General features: G+C 68.6%; 13 protein-coding genes. 5 read left to right on the forward strand and 8 right to left on the reverse strand.

Annotation, left to right across the window (positions count from 1 at the left end; translation table 11 throughout):
- Nucleotides 1-12: 12 nt before the first annotated feature.
- The 3 genes from P2T65_RS12565 to P2T65_RS12575 are packed head-to-tail and all read right to left on the reverse strand — an operon-like array spanning nucleotide 13 to nucleotide 3,073.
- A complete protein-coding gene (locus P2T65_RS12565) occupies nucleotides 13-1,302 on the reverse strand; it encodes an HlyC/CorC family transporter (RefSeq protein WP_055459727.1) in 1,290 nt (429 codons plus the stop codon).
- A complete protein-coding gene (gene aroB, locus P2T65_RS12570; protein ID WP_276199897.1) occupies nucleotides 1,299-2,444 on the reverse strand; it encodes a 3-dehydroquinate synthase in 1,146 nt (381 codons plus the stop codon). The genes P2T65_RS12565 and aroB overlap by 4 nt, the downstream gene beginning before the upstream one ends.
- An 11-nt stretch (nucleotides 2,445-2,455) precedes the next feature.
- Nucleotides 2,456-3,073 (reverse strand): shikimate kinase, encoded by a 618-nt coding sequence (locus P2T65_RS12575; protein ID WP_082831662.1) that lies wholly within the window; start codon nucleotides 3,071-3,073, stop codon nucleotides 2,456-2,458.
- Between the two features lie 92 nt (nucleotides 3,074-3,165).
- Between P2T65_RS12575 and P2T65_RS12580 the strand changes: the two genes are divergently transcribed.
- The 5 genes from P2T65_RS12580 (at nucleotide 3,166) to P2T65_RS12600 (ending at nucleotide 6,667) form a co-directional block, all read left to right on the forward strand.
- On the forward strand, nucleotides 3,166-3,309 hold the full coding sequence (locus P2T65_RS12580) for a hypothetical protein (protein WP_019402539.1): 144 nt from the start codon (nucleotides 3,166-3,168) through the stop codon (nucleotides 3,307-3,309).
- Nucleotides 3,310-3,324: 15 nt separating this feature from the next.
- A complete protein-coding gene (gene xerD, locus P2T65_RS12585) occupies nucleotides 3,325-4,260 on the forward strand; it encodes a site-specific tyrosine recombinase XerD (protein WP_276199898.1) in 936 nt (311 codons plus the stop codon).
- A gap of 174 nt (nucleotides 4,261-4,434) precedes the next feature.
- Nucleotides 4,435-4,614, forward strand: a complete 180-nt coding sequence (locus P2T65_RS12590; protein ID WP_055459724.1) for a hypothetical protein — start codon at nucleotides 4,435-4,437, stop codon at nucleotides 4,612-4,614.
- A gap of 229 nt (nucleotides 4,615-4,843) precedes the next feature.
- Complete coding sequence (locus P2T65_RS12595) at nucleotides 4,844-4,993, forward strand: diguanylate cyclase (RefSeq protein WP_157672336.1); 150 nt, start codon at nucleotides 4,844-4,846, stop codon at nucleotides 4,991-4,993.
- Nucleotides 4,994-5,005: 12 nt separating this feature from the next.
- Nucleotides 5,006-6,667 carry a hypothetical protein gene (locus tag P2T65_RS12600; RefSeq protein ID WP_276199899.1) on the forward strand — a complete coding sequence of 554 codons (1,662 nt, stop codon included), beginning with the start codon at nucleotides 5,006-5,008 and terminating at the stop codon, nucleotides 6,665-6,667.
- 42 nt (nucleotides 6,668-6,709) lie between these two features.
- Here the strand turns inward: P2T65_RS12600 and clpB are convergent, their stop codons facing one another.
- From clpB to ptsP, 5 genes are all read right to left on the reverse strand, one after another.
- Nucleotides 6,710-9,340, reverse strand: coding sequence for an ATP-dependent chaperone ClpB (clpB, locus tag P2T65_RS12605; RefSeq protein ID WP_071923202.1), 2,631 nt, complete (start codon nucleotides 9,338-9,340; stop codon nucleotides 6,710-6,712).
- A gap of 270 nt (nucleotides 9,341-9,610) precedes the next feature.
- Nucleotides 9,611-10,489, reverse strand: a complete 879-nt coding sequence (locus P2T65_RS12610; protein ID WP_082464828.1) for a DUF4167 domain-containing protein — start codon at nucleotides 10,487-10,489, stop codon at nucleotides 9,611-9,613.
- 439 nt (nucleotides 10,490-10,928) lie between these two features.
- Nucleotides 10,929-11,789 carry a peptide chain release factor N(5)-glutamine methyltransferase gene (gene prmC / locus P2T65_RS12615; RefSeq protein ID WP_276199900.1) on the reverse strand — a complete coding sequence of 287 codons (861 nt, stop codon included), beginning with the start codon at nucleotides 11,787-11,789 and terminating at the stop codon, nucleotides 10,929-10,931.
- Nucleotides 11,790-12,175: 386 nt separating this feature from the next.
- A complete protein-coding gene (prfA, locus tag P2T65_RS12620) occupies nucleotides 12,176-13,267 on the reverse strand; it encodes a peptide chain release factor 1 (RefSeq protein WP_276199901.1) in 1,092 nt (363 codons plus the stop codon).
- A gap of 82 nt (nucleotides 13,268-13,349) precedes the next feature.
- Nucleotides 13,350-15,614, reverse strand: coding sequence for a phosphoenolpyruvate--protein phosphotransferase (gene ptsP / locus P2T65_RS12625; protein WP_055459718.1), 2,265 nt, complete (start codon nucleotides 15,612-15,614; stop codon nucleotides 13,350-13,352).
- Nucleotides 15,615-15,695: the final 81 nt, after the last annotated feature.

Genomic DNA, 15,695 nt, shown 5'->3' on the forward strand with positions numbered 1-15,695 from the left:
ACCTTTGATGCCCTACTCCCCTGCCGCCTTGCGACGCGGGATGAGTGGCGTCACACGGAGCAAAGTGATGCGGTTGCGCGTCTTGCGCAGTACCTGGAAGCGGAAGTTGTGGAAGGTGAAGGCCTGGCCCTGCTCGGGGATGGTCTGCGCCTCGTGGATGACGAGGCCGGCGATGGTCGTCGCCTCCTCGTCCGGCAGGTCCCAATCCATGGCCCGGTTGAGGTCGCGGATCGGCACCGAGCCGTCGACGTTGATGGAGCCGTCCGGCAGCGGCCGCACGCCCTGCACGATGATATCGTGCTCATCCTTGATGTCGCCGACGATCTCCTCGATGATGTCCTCGAGCGTGATGAGGCCCATCACCTCACCGTATTCGTCAACGACGAGGGCAAAATGCGTCTTCTTGGACAGGAAGGCGCGCAGCTGGTCGACGAGGCCGGTCGTGTCCGGGACGAACCACGCCGGCAGGGCGATCTTCTCGATGTCGAGCTTCTCCGCGTCGCCGCCGGCGGCGGCGAGCGCCCGGAGCAGGTCCTTGGCGTGCAGGATGCCGATGATGTTGTCGCCTGTGCCCCGCCACAGGGGCAGGCGCGTGTAGGGCGAGGAGAGCACCTCGTTGACGAGCTCCTGCGGTGGCAGCTCGGCATTGATGGTGCGCATCTTGGTGCGGTGGACCATCACGTCCGAGACCTCGAGATCTTGCAGGTCGAGGAGCCCGCCGAGCATGTCCCGGTCGTCCTTCACCACGCCGCCTTCACGGTGCAGCAGGTCGACCGTCCCGCGCAATTCCTCGTGGGCCGAAAGGATGGCCTGATTTTCGCCGATGCGGACGCCGAAGGGCCTGAGCGTCAGACGCACGATGGCTTCGACGGCAAGCGCGAGGGGGCCGAACAGCGCCACGAAGACAGCGACCGGCCGCGAGACGAGGAGCGCCACCCGGTCGGGTGCATTGATGGCGACTGTCTTCGGCATCACCTCGGAAAACACGACCACGAGCACCGTCATCACCGCCGTCGCATAGATGACGCCGGCACTGCCGAAGAAGGCAACCAGCACGCTCGTCGCCAGCGACGAGGCGAGAATGTTGACGATGTTGTTGCCGATGAGAATGGCGCCGATCAACCGCTCGCGCAGAGAGAGCAGGCGGTTGACGATGCCGGCTTGCGCGTCGCCCCCCTTTTCGAGGGCATGCATGCGCGCACGCGAGGCGGCGGTCAGCGCCGTCTCGGAGCCGGAAAAGAAGGCCGAGAGAATGAGGCAGATGAAGACGGTACCGATCGCAAGCCAAAGGTCTGCCGTCATGACGGCTTCAGTTCCTCCGTGAGAAAGTCGTGCACGGCGCCAGCCTCGATGCCCTTGGCAACGAAGCTCTTGCCGATGCCGCGCGCCAGAATGAAGGTGAGCGCCCCGCGCTCCACCTTCTTGTCTTGCCCCATGGCGTCGATGAGGCTGTCGGCCGTGCCGGCGCCGCCGGGCACGTCCTGCAGTCGCGAGGGCAGGCCGACGGCCTGAAGATGGCGGGCGACGCGCACCGCGTCCTGGCCGGGACACAGGCCGAGTCGCTGCGAGAAGCGGAAGGCGAGGGCAAGGCCGATCGCGACCGCCTCTCCGTGTACCAGGCGGCTGCCGTCGTAGCGACAGGCGCGCTCGAGCGCGTGAGCGAAGGTATGGCCGAGGTTGAGCAGCGCCCGCTCGCCCGTCTCGCGCTCGTCCCGCGAGACGATGGCGGCTTTGGCAGCGCAACTGACAGCCACCGCTTGGTCGCGCTCGTCGCCGGGGGAGAAGACGCGCGTACCGTTCGCCTCGCACCAGTCGAAGAAGCCGGCGTCGTTGATCAGGCCGTATTTCACCACCTCGGCATAGCCGGCGCGGAACTCCCGCGCGGGCAGCGTGTCGAGCAGCGCCGTGTCGGCAAGGACAAGACTCGGCTGGTGGAAGGCGCCGACGAGGTTCTTGCCGTGGGGCGAGTTGATGCCGGTCTTGCCGCCCACGGAAGAATCGACCTGCGCGAGCAACGTCGTCGGCACCTGCACGAAGCGTACGCCGCGCCGCACGACCGCAGCGGCAAAGCCTGCAAGGTCCCCGACCACCCCGCCGCCGAATGCGACCACGAGGTCGCCGCGCTCGATGCGCGCGGCGAGAATGCTGTCGCACACCTCGGCGAACCGGGCGTAGCTTTTCGAGGGCTCGCCGGCCGGCACGGTGACGAGGGACGTCCTGAGGCCGGCGCCTTCGAGGGACGCTGCGAACGCCGAAGCGTGCAGCCTCGCGACCGTCTCGTCGCTGACGATGGCGCAGGCGGCGGGCTTGAGGGCTGCCATGGCGGAGCCCGCCTCGGCGAGGACGCCGCGGCCGATCCGGATGTCGTAGGACCGCTCGCCGAGCGGAACCTTGACGACGCGCGCAGGGGTGGCGGAGCGGGCGGGGGAAGGGGATGCTGTCACGGCAGGGCTCGTTATGCGCGGCCGGCGGGCGATTGGAGGAAGGCGGAGACGCGCCGGATGATGTCCTCCACCACCGCCTCGTGCGGGGCATCGCGCGAGATCACGGTGATGGCAGCCTCGGCATAGATCGGATAGCGCAGATCGATGAGCCCGCGCAGGGTCTTTTCCGGGTCGGGTGTCTGCAGCAGCGGCCGGTTGGGGCGCTTGCGCACGCGCTTGATCAGCACATCGAGGTCGGCCTTGAGCCACACCGAGATGCCGGCTTCGGCGATTCGGGCGCGTGTCTCCGCGTTCATGTAGGCACCGCCGCCGGTGGCGAGGACCTGCGGCCCCTCGCCGAGAAGTCGCTCGATCACCCGCCGCTCGCCGTCGCGAAAGGCAGCCTCCCCATGGGCGGCGAAGATCTCGGGAATCGTCATCCCGGCCGCTGCCTCAATCTCGTTGTCGGCATCGATGAAGGGCAGGCCAAGCCTCGCGGCCAGCCGCCGCCCGACCGTGCTCTTGCCCGCGCCCATCATGCCGACGAGCACGATCGAGCGCTTGCCGAGGCTGCGGCGCAGCGCGTCGGGCGCAAGGGCGGCCGGTGGAGCCTTGTCGTCCACGGTCGCCATGTCCTGATAGCTCGTCATCTTGGTATTCACTCTTCGATGCTTCACTATCACGGACAGGAAAGCCGCGCCACGGTGGCCGCGGCATGGACTTTGACGGCAGGTTCCGACACGTGCCCACCCTGTTTCGCTTCCTTTTCGTCGTCGGGTTCATCGTCGGCGCCGTCTATGCCGGCATGTTCGCGCTCGCCACCTTCGTCGAGCCGCAGGAGCGGGAGATCACGGTCACCATTCCCAATTCCCGTCTCGGCAAGTGACACCGGCAGCTGACGATGCGCGACGACCGGCTCATCGCCCTCTACCTCGACATGCTGGCGGCCGAGCGTGGGGCCTCCGCCAACACGCTCGCGGCTTACGGGCGCGATCTCGAGGATTACACGGCCTTCCTGGCCGCGGCCGGCACCGGTCTGAGGAGTGCGGATGCGGCGATGATACGGGCCTATCTGCAGGACGTGCACACCCGCGGCTTCAAGGCGAGTTCGGCGGCGCGCCGCCTCTCGGCCGTCCGGCAACTTCACAAGTTCCTCTATGCCGAGGGCTATCGCGGCGACGACCCGACCGGCGCCATCGAGGGGCCGAAGCAGGGCCGGCCGCTGCCGAAGGTGCTCAGCGTCGCCGAGGTCGACCGGCTCATCGCCACGGCGCACGAGGGCATCGACGACGAGAAGCGCCCCCTGCGCGAGCGCCGCCGCGCCGCCCGTCTCGCCTGCCTTCTCGAGCTCATCTATGCCACCGGCCTGCGCGTATCGGAGCTCGTCTCACTGCCCGTGGCGGCTGCGCGTACGAAGGAGCGCTTCCTCCTTGTCAGGGGCAAGGGCGGCAAGGAGCGGCTGGTGCCGTTGACGGGGGCCGCGCGCCGGGCAATGCGGACGTGGCTCGACCTCGCCACCACGGGCGAGGCGGCGGACAGGACCTCGCCCTGGCTCTTTCCGGCCGACAGCGAGAGCGGCCACCTGACCCGCCAGGCCTTCGCCCGCGAACTGAAGGACCTCGCCATCGCCGCCGGCCTCGATCCGGCGCGCGTCAGTCCGCACGTGCTGCGGCACGCCTTTGCCAGCCACCTCCTGCAGAATGGCGCGGATCTGCGCATCGTGCAGGAGCTGCTCGGCCACGCCGACATCGCCACGACCCAGATCTATACCCACGTGCTCGACGAGCGGCTGAAGGCCATGGTGCGCGACCTGCATCCGCTGGCGGATGAGGGGTGAGCGAAAGGCGCCCGGTGGTTCGGCCTGTCCGGATCCGCACCTCTGGTGCCGCGTATCGTGCTTGCAACGCTCTGCATGCGGTGCAACAAGAGCACAATGATCGACCGGCGGGCCAGGGCGCCGGTGTCGTGCCCGATCGGGCCAAGCGCCCGACCCACAGCGGGCGGGCATCGATTGAACCTCGATTTCTTCACGCTCTACGTCATCATACTCCTCAATTCGCTGACGTTGACCATCGTCTGGGCCGCCATCTGCCACGCCTACCGGCCGTTCGCGGCCGCGCGTTACGGGTTGGCGAGCTGCATTCTGACGACGTTCGGCGGCTGTCTCCTGGCGCTGGAGGCGCTGCCCTAGGACGAGGCCTTCACGGTGGCGGGCAATGCGTGCGTCATCTTCGGTTTCGGTGTCACGTGGGGTGGCGTGCGCGTGTTCTACGGGAACGGCCGCGCTGGGATGTGACCGTCGTCGTGACGGCAGCGGCAGGTCTCGGCATGGTGCTGTGCGTTGGCAACCGGGCGAGTCTCAACATGGCCACGATCTCGTGAGGCTCGTCGCTGCAAGCCCCTGTCTGTGGCGCGGCAAGATGATCCCGCTTTCCATCAGCGTCGGCATTGCAGAATGGCGCCCTGAAGGAAACGCCAGACTGGCGCGGGTCATCGAGGCGGCAGACGTGGCGCTCTATGCTACGAAGAAGCGTGGTCGCAATGGTTTTTCCGTAGCGGCCGAGGTGTAGGCCGCTACGTGAGTGTGCTCGCCCCGCGATAGTCTATCGATGCGCAGACCGATATTTCCCATCTCGTTCATGGGAATTCTAATATACGTCACCAATATCACTTGCTGGATTTATGGTTCTGCGCCGCAGGGTGGCTTTGCGCCTGTTCGGGATATTTTGAGAGGACTTATAATGGGTGTTGATATCAATAATGATGCTGTTCCATCTCCGCGGGCGGGCGAGAGCCCGGCACGCGACGCCGCGGCTGCCCGGTTCCGGGACGCCGCGCAGGCGGGCCCGGGGCGCCGGGTCCGCGGGCCCGCGTTGGCGGAGATCCCCTTGGGTGCGCCCAGCGCGACGATCAGCTATCGGCCGGACCGCTCGGTGGTCATCCACCTCGGAGATCCGGTGCCGGTTAACGGGGCGGCCGCATCGCAGGGACCTACCCGTGCACAGTCGGTCGCGATCGACATTCCCGAGGGAGAGGTCATCGGTTCCTGGCTGGCGTCCTCCGTCCCGCGGGAGCTTGACGAGGATGTGCGCGCGGCCCTCGGCCTGCATCTCGAGGCCGTGAGCCGTCGCCTGGCCGAAAAAGGAGAGCGGCTCGAGGACATCAGGGCGCTGGCGCTCAAGGCGTTGCGGCGCGATGTCCTGACGGCCGCGGCGACCGGGGCGGTCAATGCCGTCCCCGCCATGGCGGCCGGATGGGCGGCCGATTTCACGCCAAACTTCTTCGCCGAGGCGGAGAAACTGGGCAATCCGCTCGGCAAGGCGGCCGCCACGGCGGCGCAGGCGGGAGCCTTCGAGCACGCGGCCGATGTGCTTGGCTGCTATCTGCTGTCTTTGCGCGTGGTACCCTCGGTCGGTGACCGGTTCTATCTGGCGCCGAACGTGGAAAAGCTGGTCGAGCCGGCGGCCAAGGCCAACAAGGCCATGGAGCTCGGGCAATGGCAGGTCTTCCGCAACCGGTTCCTGACCAACCAGACGGGATCGGTGCGCAACCTTCTGCTGCTCCCCATCGCCGTTGCAGTTGAGGCGGCCTCCTCTCCCAGGACGGCCGGCGTCGTCGACAAGATCGTCAACAACGCGCTGCGCATGCCGGGTGGCGCCATCAAGGACGGTATCCGCTACGGCATCGAGTATCAGGCCGGCCGTTATGGCCCGTTGTGGTTGTTCGGCAGGCACGACTGGGAGGAGGTTTACGACACCCTGAAGGCCTCGCCCCCCTATGAGCCTGCCCTCAACATCGGCCGCAAGGTTGCCCTGCTGCCCTATGATGCCGTGCGCAGCCTTGGCGACAACCTGAAGGATGCCGTGTCCGTCGAGAATGTCGCGCTGGGTGCATGGCTCGTCGGCGGCTTGAGCGCCTATGCCGTGACGAGAACGGCCGTCAAGGACGCGGTTGAGGGGGCCGGGGCGAGCCGGCTCTGGGGCGATGCGGCAGGGAGGCTGGCAGCCTTTCCCCTGAGAGTGCCGCTGTCCGGCATCTACGACAACGCCTCGATCAAGGAGGCGGTCAGGACCGTGGCGGGAAGTGCGATGCGAACCGTTTCCCGCCCCCTGGAAGCCTGGGCCGGGGGGGCGGCCCGGCCCGCCGGCGAGGCGGAGGCGCCCGAAGCGGTCGTCGTCGTGCCGCGGCAGGATCCAGGCGAATCACAACAGGCGGGCACGCCCGACGTCCCGCCCACCGCCTGAGCAGTGGGAGCTGCAGCACCGGCTGCGGCTCCCGTTCCACGATCAGTTCAGCGGCACGCCGGCCGGCCGGCGCTCGCGCACGACGGGCGTGTTGCCGATGACCAGGCCCTCCGGCCCCGCCGTCAGCGGCACGGTCTCGCCGTCCTTCACCCGGCCGGCGAGGATCATCTCGGCGAGCGGGTCCTGCACGTTCTTCTGGATCACGCGCTTCAGGGGGCGTGCGCCGTAGGCCGGATCGTAGCCCTTGGTCGCCAGCCATTCGCGCGCCGCGTCGTCGAGCGCGAGCGTGATCTTGCGGTCCTCGAGCAGCCGGGCGAGGCGCTTGAGCTGGATGTCGACGATTGATCCCATCTGCTCGGGCCTCAGGCGGTGGAAGAGGATGATCTCGTCCACGCGGTTGAGGAACTCCGGCCGGAAGTGGGCCCTGACAACTCCCATCACCTCGTCACGCACGGCCTCCGAATCCTCGCCCGCCTTCTGCGCGACGAGATATTCGGCCCCGAGGTTCGAGGTCATGATGATGAGCGTGTTACGGAAGTCCACCGTACGGCCCTGGCCGTCCGTCAGGCGCCCGTCGTCGAGCACCTGCAGCAGGACGTTGAACACGTCCGGATGCGCCTTCTCGATCTCGTCGAAGAGCACGACCTGATAGGGCCGCCGGCGCACGGCCTCCGTCAGCGCGCCGCCCTCCTCGTAGCCGACATAGCCGGGCGGGGCGCCGATGAGCCGGGCGACCGAGTGCTTCTCCATGTATTCCGACATGTCGATACGCACCAACGCCGTCTCGTCGTCGAAGAGGAAGGCGGCGAGCGCCTTCGTCAGCTCCGTCTTGCCGACGCCCGTGGGGCCGAGGAACATGAAGGAGCCGATCGGGCGGTTCGGGTCCTGCAGGCCGGCGCGGGCGCGGCGCACGGCGGTCGACACCGCCTCCACCGCCTCGCTCTGGCCGACGACCCGGCGCGCCAGCTGCTCCTCCATCTTGAGGAGCTTCTCCTTCTCGCCCTCGAGCATCTTGTCGACGGGCACGCCCGTCCAGCGCGACACCACCTGGGCAATGTTGTCGGGCGTCACTGCCTCCTGCACCACGCCGGCACCGTCCCCCTTGCCGTCGGCCTTGGCCTCAGTCTCGGCCAGTTCGCGCTCGAGCTGCGGGATGATGCCGTAGGCGAGTTCGCCGGCGCGCTGATACTCGCCCTTGCGCTGGGCGATGGCGAGCTCGTTGCGCGCCTCGTCGAGCTTCTTCTTGAGGTCCGCGGCGCGGCCGAGCTTGTCCTTCTCGGCCTGCCAGGCGGCGGTCAGCACGGCGGACCGCTCCTCGAGCGCGGCCAGCTCCTTCTCCAGCCGCACGAGTCGGTCCCTGGAGGCGGCGTCATTCTCCTTCTTCAGGGCCTCGGCCTCGATCTTGAGGCGCACGATCTCGCGGTCGAGCGAATCGAGCTCCTCCGGCTTGGAATCGACCTGCATCCGAAGGCGCGCCGCCGCCTCGTCGACGAGGTCGATGGCCTTGTCGGGCAGGAAGCGGTCGGTGATGTAGCGGTTCGACAGGGTTGCGGCCGCGACGAGCGCCGCGTCCTGGATGCGCACGCCGTGATGCTGCTCGTACTTCTCCTTGAGGCCGCGCAGTATCGAGACCGTGTCCTCCACCGTCGGCTCGGAGACGAAGACGGGCTGGAATCGTCGGGCGAGCGCCGCGTCCTTTTCCACGTGCTTGCGGTACTCGTCGAGCGTGGTCGCGCCGACGCAGTGCAATTCGCCGCGGGCAAGTGCGGGCTTCAGCAGGTTCGAGGCGTCCATCGCCCCGTCAGCCTTGCCTGCGCCGACGAGCGTGTGCATCTCGTCGATGAACAGGACGATGCCGCCTTCGGCCGCCTGCACTTCCTGCAGCACGGCCTTCAGCCGCTCTTCGAACTCGCCGCGGTACTTCGCGCCGGCGATGAGCGAGCCCATGTCGAGTGCGAGCAGGCGCTTGTCCTTGAGGCTCTCGGGCACGTCGCCGTCGACGATCCGGAGGGCGAGGCCCTCGACGATGGCCGTCTTGCCGACGCCGGGCTCGCCGATCAGCACCGGGTTGTTCTTGGTGCGCCGCGACAGCACCTGGATGGTGCGGCGGATCTCCTCGTCGCGGCCGATGACGGGATCGAGCTTGCCGTCGCGCGCCGCTTGCGTGAGGTCGCGGGCATATTTCTTCAGCGCGTCGTAGCCTTCCTCGGCCGAGGCCGTGTCTGCCTTGCGGCCCTGGCGCAGGGCCTCGATGGCGGCATTGAGGCTCTGGGCGGTTACGCCGGCCTTCGCCAGCGCCTTGCCGGCCTCGGTGTCCTTCTCGATGGCGAGGGCGATGAGTAGCCGCTCGGCGGTGACGAAGCTGTCGCCCGCCTTGTCCGCCGCCTTCTCGGCCGTGTCGAACACCCGGGCGAGGCCGGGCGAGAGATAGAGCTGGCCCGAGCCGCCCTCAACCTTCGGCAGTTTGGCGAGTGCCTGTTCGGCGAGTTGCAGCGCCTCGCGCGAGCGCCCGCCGGCGCGGTCGATGAGGCCGGCCGCGAGCCCTTCGGGATCGTCGAGCAGTACCTTGAGGAGATGTTCGGGCGAAAACTGCTGATGGCCCTCGCGCAGGGCGAGTGCCTGCGCGGACTGCAGAAAACCCTTCGAGCGGTCGGTGTATTTGTCGACGTTCATCAAAACCTCCTCGAGGCCGCGCCGCCCGCCAGATGATGCCCGGGAAGGCGCCCCCCATTCAATGGACTTGCCGGCCCAAGACCCCATTGCGGCGATCCTCGGCACGGCTGCGGCACCGGTCATTGCGCCGCATCAATCATGTAGGTGTTGCACGGCGGCCACATCAAGGGGCGGGCGCCGATGCAGCCCGCCGATCGCGGCAAGGCCGGCCAAGACGAAAAAGGCGGGCTCGTCGCCCGCCTTCCGCGCAGTCGTTATGATGGCCTGGGCTCACTCGCCGACGGGCACCTTGTCGTCCGCGGTCTTGCGGGCACGGGGGCGACGGCTGGCGCGAGCGGGCTTGTCCTCCTCCGCCGGAGTGCTCTCGGCGGCAACCTGCTCGGTCGCCAGCGGGGCCTTGCGGCGGCGCGTGCGCTTGGGGGCGACCTCTTCGACAGCCGCCGGCTCGTTCGCCGGTGCGGATGCCTCATCATCCTCGACCGGGGCGATCGGCGTGCGCACGGGGGTTGTCAGGAAGGCCGGCAGGCCAGCCTTTTCCTCGCTCTCGGCGCGGCGCGCCTCGCCCGCGGCATTGCCGTTCACATAGGCAGGCCGGGGACCGCGCTCGCGGCGCTCGCCACGGTCCTGTCGCTCGCCACGCTCTTGGCGATCGCTCCGGTCCGGACGGTCACCACGGTCCTGTCGCATCGGGCGGTCGCCGCGCGGGCCGCGTTCGAAGCGCGGGCGCTCGGGCCGGGCCTCGCCGTCGTCGTCGGCGAAGGTTTCGCCGCGCACATCCGGCTGGGGCGCGCCAAGCTCGTGCACGGCCGGTTGGCCCTGCCCGTAACCGAAGCCGTTGCCCTCCTCGGCATCGAGATCATCGCGTTCGTCGTCGTACGGCCGCTGGAAGCCGCCGTAGGTCTGCTGCAGCTGCGACTGCGCCGCCGCAATGATGCGGAAATAATGTTCGGCGTGCTGGAAGTAATTCTCGGCCGCGACCGGATCGCCCGAAGCCTGGGCGTCGCGCGCCAGCTGGCTGTATTTCTCGGCGATATGCTGAGCGGTGCCGCGCACCTTCACGTCCGGACCGTTCGACTCGTAGCTTCTCGTCAGCGGGTTGGGACCCTTGCGGTTGCGCCCCCGCATACGCCTGTTCTGACCTGGTCTCATCTAATGTCTCTTTGAAGCTTCCTGAACCGCATGACATCCCGACGCCGCAGACCATCCCGGGCGGCGAGCCGCCGAGAGGCATTGAGCGAGCCGGTTGGTTCGGGTCGCATGCCGAACCGAAGGGGCCTGTCAGCCGAGAACGTCATGTAACAGCGGCAATGATCCGAGGGCGAGCGAGCTCTCCGGATACTTCCCCGGCCGCGCCGAACAGACGTCGCCTCGTCGTCCGGCGCTTCATGCCAGGCGCAGACGCATCCCGGCACTCCGAAGACTTGATGTTCGCGCCGACCCGGAGGCTTGCTGTCGCAACCTCGACCGGGCTTGCTGAAGCCAGATCATTTGTCGTGGAGCGCGATTCCTAACCGGACACTAGCGGCTTTGACCGTGCCCGCCAAGCCTTTTTTGCGCTCCGGCCCGGCGGGCCCCTCCGCCGACAGGCTCATCCAGCCGCCGCGACAACGACCGCGCGGGCAATGCCCGCGAGATCGGCATGGACCGTTATCGGCCCGAGTCCGGCGAAGAGGCCGGCGACGGCACCGTCCTGCCCCGCACCGACCTCAAGCGCCGCAAGACCGCCCTGAGCGAGGAGGCGCGGCGCATCGGCCGCGAGCGCCCGATAGGCATCGAGCCCGTCGCCGCCGCCGTCGAGGGCGAGCAGCGGATCGTATCGCCGCACTTCCGGCGCGAGGCCAGGGATCACGGCGCTCGCAATATAGGGTGGGTTCGAGACGAGGATGTCGATCGGCCCAGCAACGGCTGCGGACCAGTTGCCGACGATGAAACGCGCGCGCTCTGCTAGGCCAAGGCGCTCCGCATTGCCCCGCGCCGTCTGCGCAGCCTCCAGGGCGCGGTCGATGCCAAGGCCCGTGGCCTGGGGCAGTTCGTGCAGCAGCGCGAGGAGGATGCAGCCGCTGCCGACACCAATGTCGAGGATGGTGAGCGGCGCATCGGCGCGGCCTTGCGCCCTCAACGTTTTCAGTATCGCCGCGACGAGCGTCTCGGTGTCGGGCCGCGGCTCCAGCGTCGCGGGCGACAGCCGAAAGGGCAGACCCCAGAACTCACGCTTGCCGAGGATGCGCGCCACCGGCTCGCGCGCGAGCCGGCGCGCCGCGACGGCGACGAGGCGCTTCGCGCCGTCCTCGCCAAGGGGTTCCGTCGGGTTGGCGGCGAGCTCCGCGCCGGCGATCTCGCATGCGGCCAGAAGGAGAAGTCGCGCGTCGAGCGCCGGGTTGTCGATGCCGGCGGCCGCAAAGGACGCGCGCAAATGCCGCAGGGCTTCCTGACGCGTCGTCGTCGGCATCAAAGGTGGAACCGGAGCGGGCATGGTCGTCAGGGTGATTCCTCCCGCTCCGTCGCAAACGGCGGCAGGGACATGTGGTGCCCGCTTGTTCGCGGGCCGCTGGGCGGGCCATAAGGCGCGTCTTATCCGCCGCAGAACCGCCGCATGCAAGCCATTCTCCTTCGAGCAGTTCGCCGACACCCTCCTGCCGCTCGATGCTGGGATTGCGGCCGAAGCTATGAGGCGGGCGACGATCACTCGCACAACTGGACCCTGCCCGCTCTCCCCTATCAGGGGGAGAGGGCCGGGGTGAGGGGCAAAAGCCAATAGCCGAAGCGCCTGCTGTCGCTTCGGTGGAGACGTTTTCCTTTCCACCATACTCCTCCGGCGGAGAGGGGATGCTGTCCTCACCCCGCCTGCGCTGCCAGTTGCGCCGCCTGGTGCTCGGTGATCAGAGCATCGATGACCTCGTCCAGGGCCGTACCCATCATCACCTCGTCGAGCTTGTAGAGGGTGAGGCCGATGCGGTGGTCGGTGAGGCGCCCTTGGGGGAAGTTGTAGGTGCGGATGCGTTCGGAGCGGTCGCCGGAGCCGACCTGCGCCCGCCGATCGGCCGCGCGCTCCGCGTCCTTGCGCTGACGCTCGGCGTCATAGAGGCGCGAGCGCAGGAGCGCCATGGCCTTGGCGCGATTGCGGTGCTGCGAGCGTTCGTCCTGCACCAGGACGACGATGCCAGTCGGCACATGCGTGATGCGCACGGCCGATTCGGTCTTGTTGACGTGCTGGCCGCCGGCGCCGCCGGCGCGCATGGTGTCGACCCTGAGATCGCCCTCGTCGATGGCGAAATCGACCTCTGCAGCTTCCGGGAGGACGGCGACCGTGGCGGCCGAGGTGTGGATGCGGCCGGAAGCCTCCGTCTCCGGCACGCGCTGCACGCGGTGGACTCCGGATTCGAACTTGAGGCGGGCAAAGACGCCGCGGCCCTTCACCTCGGCGATGATCTCCTTGTAGCCGCCGACGGTACCCTCGCTTTCCGACAGGATCTCCACGCTCCAGCCCTTGAGGTCGGCGTAGCGGCTGTACATCCGGAAGAGGTCGCCGGCGAAGAGGGCGGCCTCGTCGCCGCCCGTCCCGGCGCGGATCTCGAGGATGGCGCTCTTCTCGTCGGCCTCGTCCTTCGGCAGCAGCAGCAGCTTGAGGGTGTGTGCCGCCTCGTTCACCGCCTCGCGTGCCCGCGGCAGTTCCTCTTCGGCGAGTGCGCGCATGTCTGCGTCCGTTGCCGGGTCGTCCATGAGCGCCTCGATTTCCGCGAGGTTCTTGCGCGCGCCCTCGAAGGCGTCGATCGCGACGACGACGGGATCGATCTCGGCGAGTTCGCGCGACAGCGCGACGAAATCGTCCGCCCCGGCGCCGGCCGCGAGGGTCGCAGTCAGAATGTCGCGCCGAGCCCGGATGGCGTCGAGCCTCTCTCGCGGGGGGGTAAAGGTCTGGTCGGACATGGCGTTTCCGAAATGCAGCTGCGTCGATACGGCCGTCAGGGCTGAGCGCACGGCCGGGGAACCGGGATGTGCGGCAGCGTCGCTACAACGGGATGTCGTGGGCCTCGGCGAAGCGCAGGAGCGCCTTGCGCAGGGACAGGTCGCCGTCTCCCGCGAGCAACCGCTCCATCTCCGCCGTGATGGCGCCGGCGTCGAGCTTGAGCAGCATCGCCTTGACGGGCCCGACCGCGGAGGGTGACATCGAGAGCCGGCGATAGCCGAGGCCGATGAGCGCCATCGCCTCGAGCGGCCGGCCCCCGATCTCGCCACAGACGGTGACCGGGCAGCCGAGCGCATCGGCCCGCTCGGCGACGACCTTGAGAGCCCGGAGCGCCGGCCGGCACAGCGGGTCGAATCGCGCGGCGACCTGCCGGTTCTCCCGGTCGGCGGCGAAAAGGAACTGCATCAGGTCGTTGGAGCCGACCGACATGAAGTCGACCTTGCGGGCGACCTCGTCGATGTGGAAGAGAAGCGAGGGCACCTCCACCATGACGCCCAGCGACAGCGACGCGGGCGGGGGGTGGCCGTGCCGCGCAAGATGCGCCTCTTCCCGCGCCACGATGGCCTTTGCCATTTCGAATTCCTCGACGGTGGCCACCATCGGGAACATGATCCTGAGGTGGTGCCCGGCTCCGGCGCGCAGCAGGGCGCGCACCTGCGAGCGCAGCAGCCCCGGCCGGTCGAGGCCGATGCGGATCGCGCGCCAGCCTAGCGCCGGGTTCTCCTCTTCCACCTGTTTCATGTAGGGCAGCACCTTGTCGCCGCCGATATCGAGCGTGCGGAAGGTGACGGGCCGGCCCTGCGCGGCTTCGAGCACGCTTGCATAGAGCGCAAGCTGTTCGCCGGTCGTCGGCAGGCGCTGCGCTACCATGAACTGGATTTCGGTCCGGAACAGGCCGACGCCGGCGGCATTCGTCTCCGCCAGATGCGGCATGTCGACGAGGAGGCCGGCATTGATGTTAAGGTCGATCGCGACGCCGTCGCGCGTGCGGCTCGGCAGGTCGCGCAGGCTGCGGTACTGCTCCTGCCGGCGGGCGCGCAGCCGCGCCTTCTCCGCATAGGCCGCCTCGACGTCGGGTGCCGGGCGGATCTGAACCTCGCCCGCGCCGCCGTCGACGATGATGGCGTCGCCCTGCTCGACGAGGCTCGTGATGTTCTCCACCTCCCCGACCGCCGGGATGCCGAGCGCCCGGGCGACGATGGCGATATGGCTCGTCGGGCCGCCTTCCTCGAGAATGACACCCCTGAGGTGTGCCCGGTCGTAGTCGAGCAGCGCGGCGGGCCCCATGGAACGGGCGACCAGGATGGCATTCTCCGGCAGGCCCTCCCGGCTGGTTGCGAAGTCGGTGCCGGCCAGCGTGTGCAGCAGCCGGTTGGCGAGGTCGTCGAGATCGTGCAGACGCTCGCGAAGATAGGGATCGGTCTGGCGCAGGAGGCGAGCGCGCGTGTCCGACTGCACGCGCTCGACCGCGGCCTCGGCCGTGAGGCCAGTGAGTACCGCCTCGCGGATGCGGCGCAGCCAACCCTGGTCGTTGGCGAACATGCGCACGGTCTCGAGCACGTCCCGGTGCTCGCCATGGTGGGCGACGTCGCCGCGCTCGATGAGCTTGTCGATAGCCGCCCGCATGGCGGCGATCGCATCCTCGAGGCGCTGCACCTCCCGCTGCACGTCCTCGGCGATGAGATTCTTCACGACAACCCGCGGCTCGTGCAGCACCACGTGTCCGAGGCCGACGCCATCGGCGAGGCACACCCCGCGCTGGTGCAGCGGCCGGCGGATGGCGATGTCGGCGCCCGGCGTCGCGATGGCTTGCAGTTCGCCCGAGGCGATCAGCTCCGCGAGGACCATCGCGGTCGTCTGCAGCGCCTCGATCTCCTCCTCGCTGTAGAGGCGGTGCGCCCTGTTCTGCACCACGAGCACGCCCAGCGTATTGCCGGCGCGCAGGATGGGAACGCCGAGGAAGGCGTGGTAGATCTCCTCGCCCGTCTCCGGGCGGTAGCTGAAGGCGGGATGCGACTGGGCGTCGGAGAGGGCGAGCGGCTCGGCCTCGCGGGCGATGAGACCGACGAGGCCCTCGTCCGCGCGCATGGCTGTCAGGTGCACGGCCTCGCGCTTCAGGCCTTCGGTGGCGTAAAGCTCCAGCACGCCGTCGGCACGCATGACATAGACCGAGCAGACCTCCGCCACCATGTTGGCGGCGATCTGGATGACGATCCTGTCGAGCTTCTCCTGCGCGTGGACCGGCTCCGCCATGACCTCGCGGAGGCGGCGCAGGAGAACGCGCGGGCCACCGAGAGCGCCTCGCATCAGCCGGTTCCCGTCATCGGGCCGCCAGCGCAGCCCGTTCCCTCTTCGTCGGACCGGCGCCGATGATCGTCTCCGGCCGAC

Origin of the sequence: Chelatococcus sp. XZ-Ab1 (genome assembly GCF_029309855.1) — a bacterium.
Classification (GTDB): domain Bacteria; phylum Pseudomonadota; class Alphaproteobacteria; order Rhizobiales; family Beijerinckiaceae; genus Chelatococcus_A; species Chelatococcus_A sambhunathii.

Coding starts and splice junctions, on each gene's coding strand:
- P2T65_RS12610 (WP_082464828.1), bottom strand. CDS start 10,489: ATGAGACCAGGTCAGAACAGGCGTATGCGGGGGCGCAACCGCAAGGGT.
- prfA (WP_276199901.1), bottom strand. CDS start 13,267: ATGTCCGACCAGACCTTTACCCCCCCGCGAGAGAGGCTCGACGCCATC.
- xerD (WP_276199898.1), top strand. CDS start 3,325: ATGCGCGACGACCGGCTCATCGCCCTCTACCTCGACATGCTGGCGGCC.
- P2T65_RS12575 (WP_082831662.1), bottom strand. CDS start 3,073: ATGACGAGCTATCAGGACATGGCGACCGTGGACGACAAGGCTCCACCG.
- clpB (WP_071923202.1), bottom strand. CDS start 9,340: ATGAACGTCGACAAATACACCGACCGCTCGAAGGGTTTTCTGCAGTCC.
- prmC (WP_276199900.1), bottom strand. CDS start 11,789: ATGCCGACGACGACGCGTCAGGAAGCCCTGCGGCATTTGCGCGCGTCC.
- ptsP (WP_055459718.1), bottom strand. CDS start 15,614: ATGCGAGGCGCTCTCGGTGGCCCGCGCGTTCTCCTGCGCCGCCTCCGC.
- P2T65_RS12565 (WP_055459727.1), bottom strand. CDS start 1,302: ATGACGGCAGACCTTTGGCTTGCGATCGGTACCGTCTTCATCTGCCTC.
- P2T65_RS12595 (WP_157672336.1), top strand. CDS start 4,844: ATGATCCCGCTTTCCATCAGCGTCGGCATTGCAGAATGGCGCCCTGAA.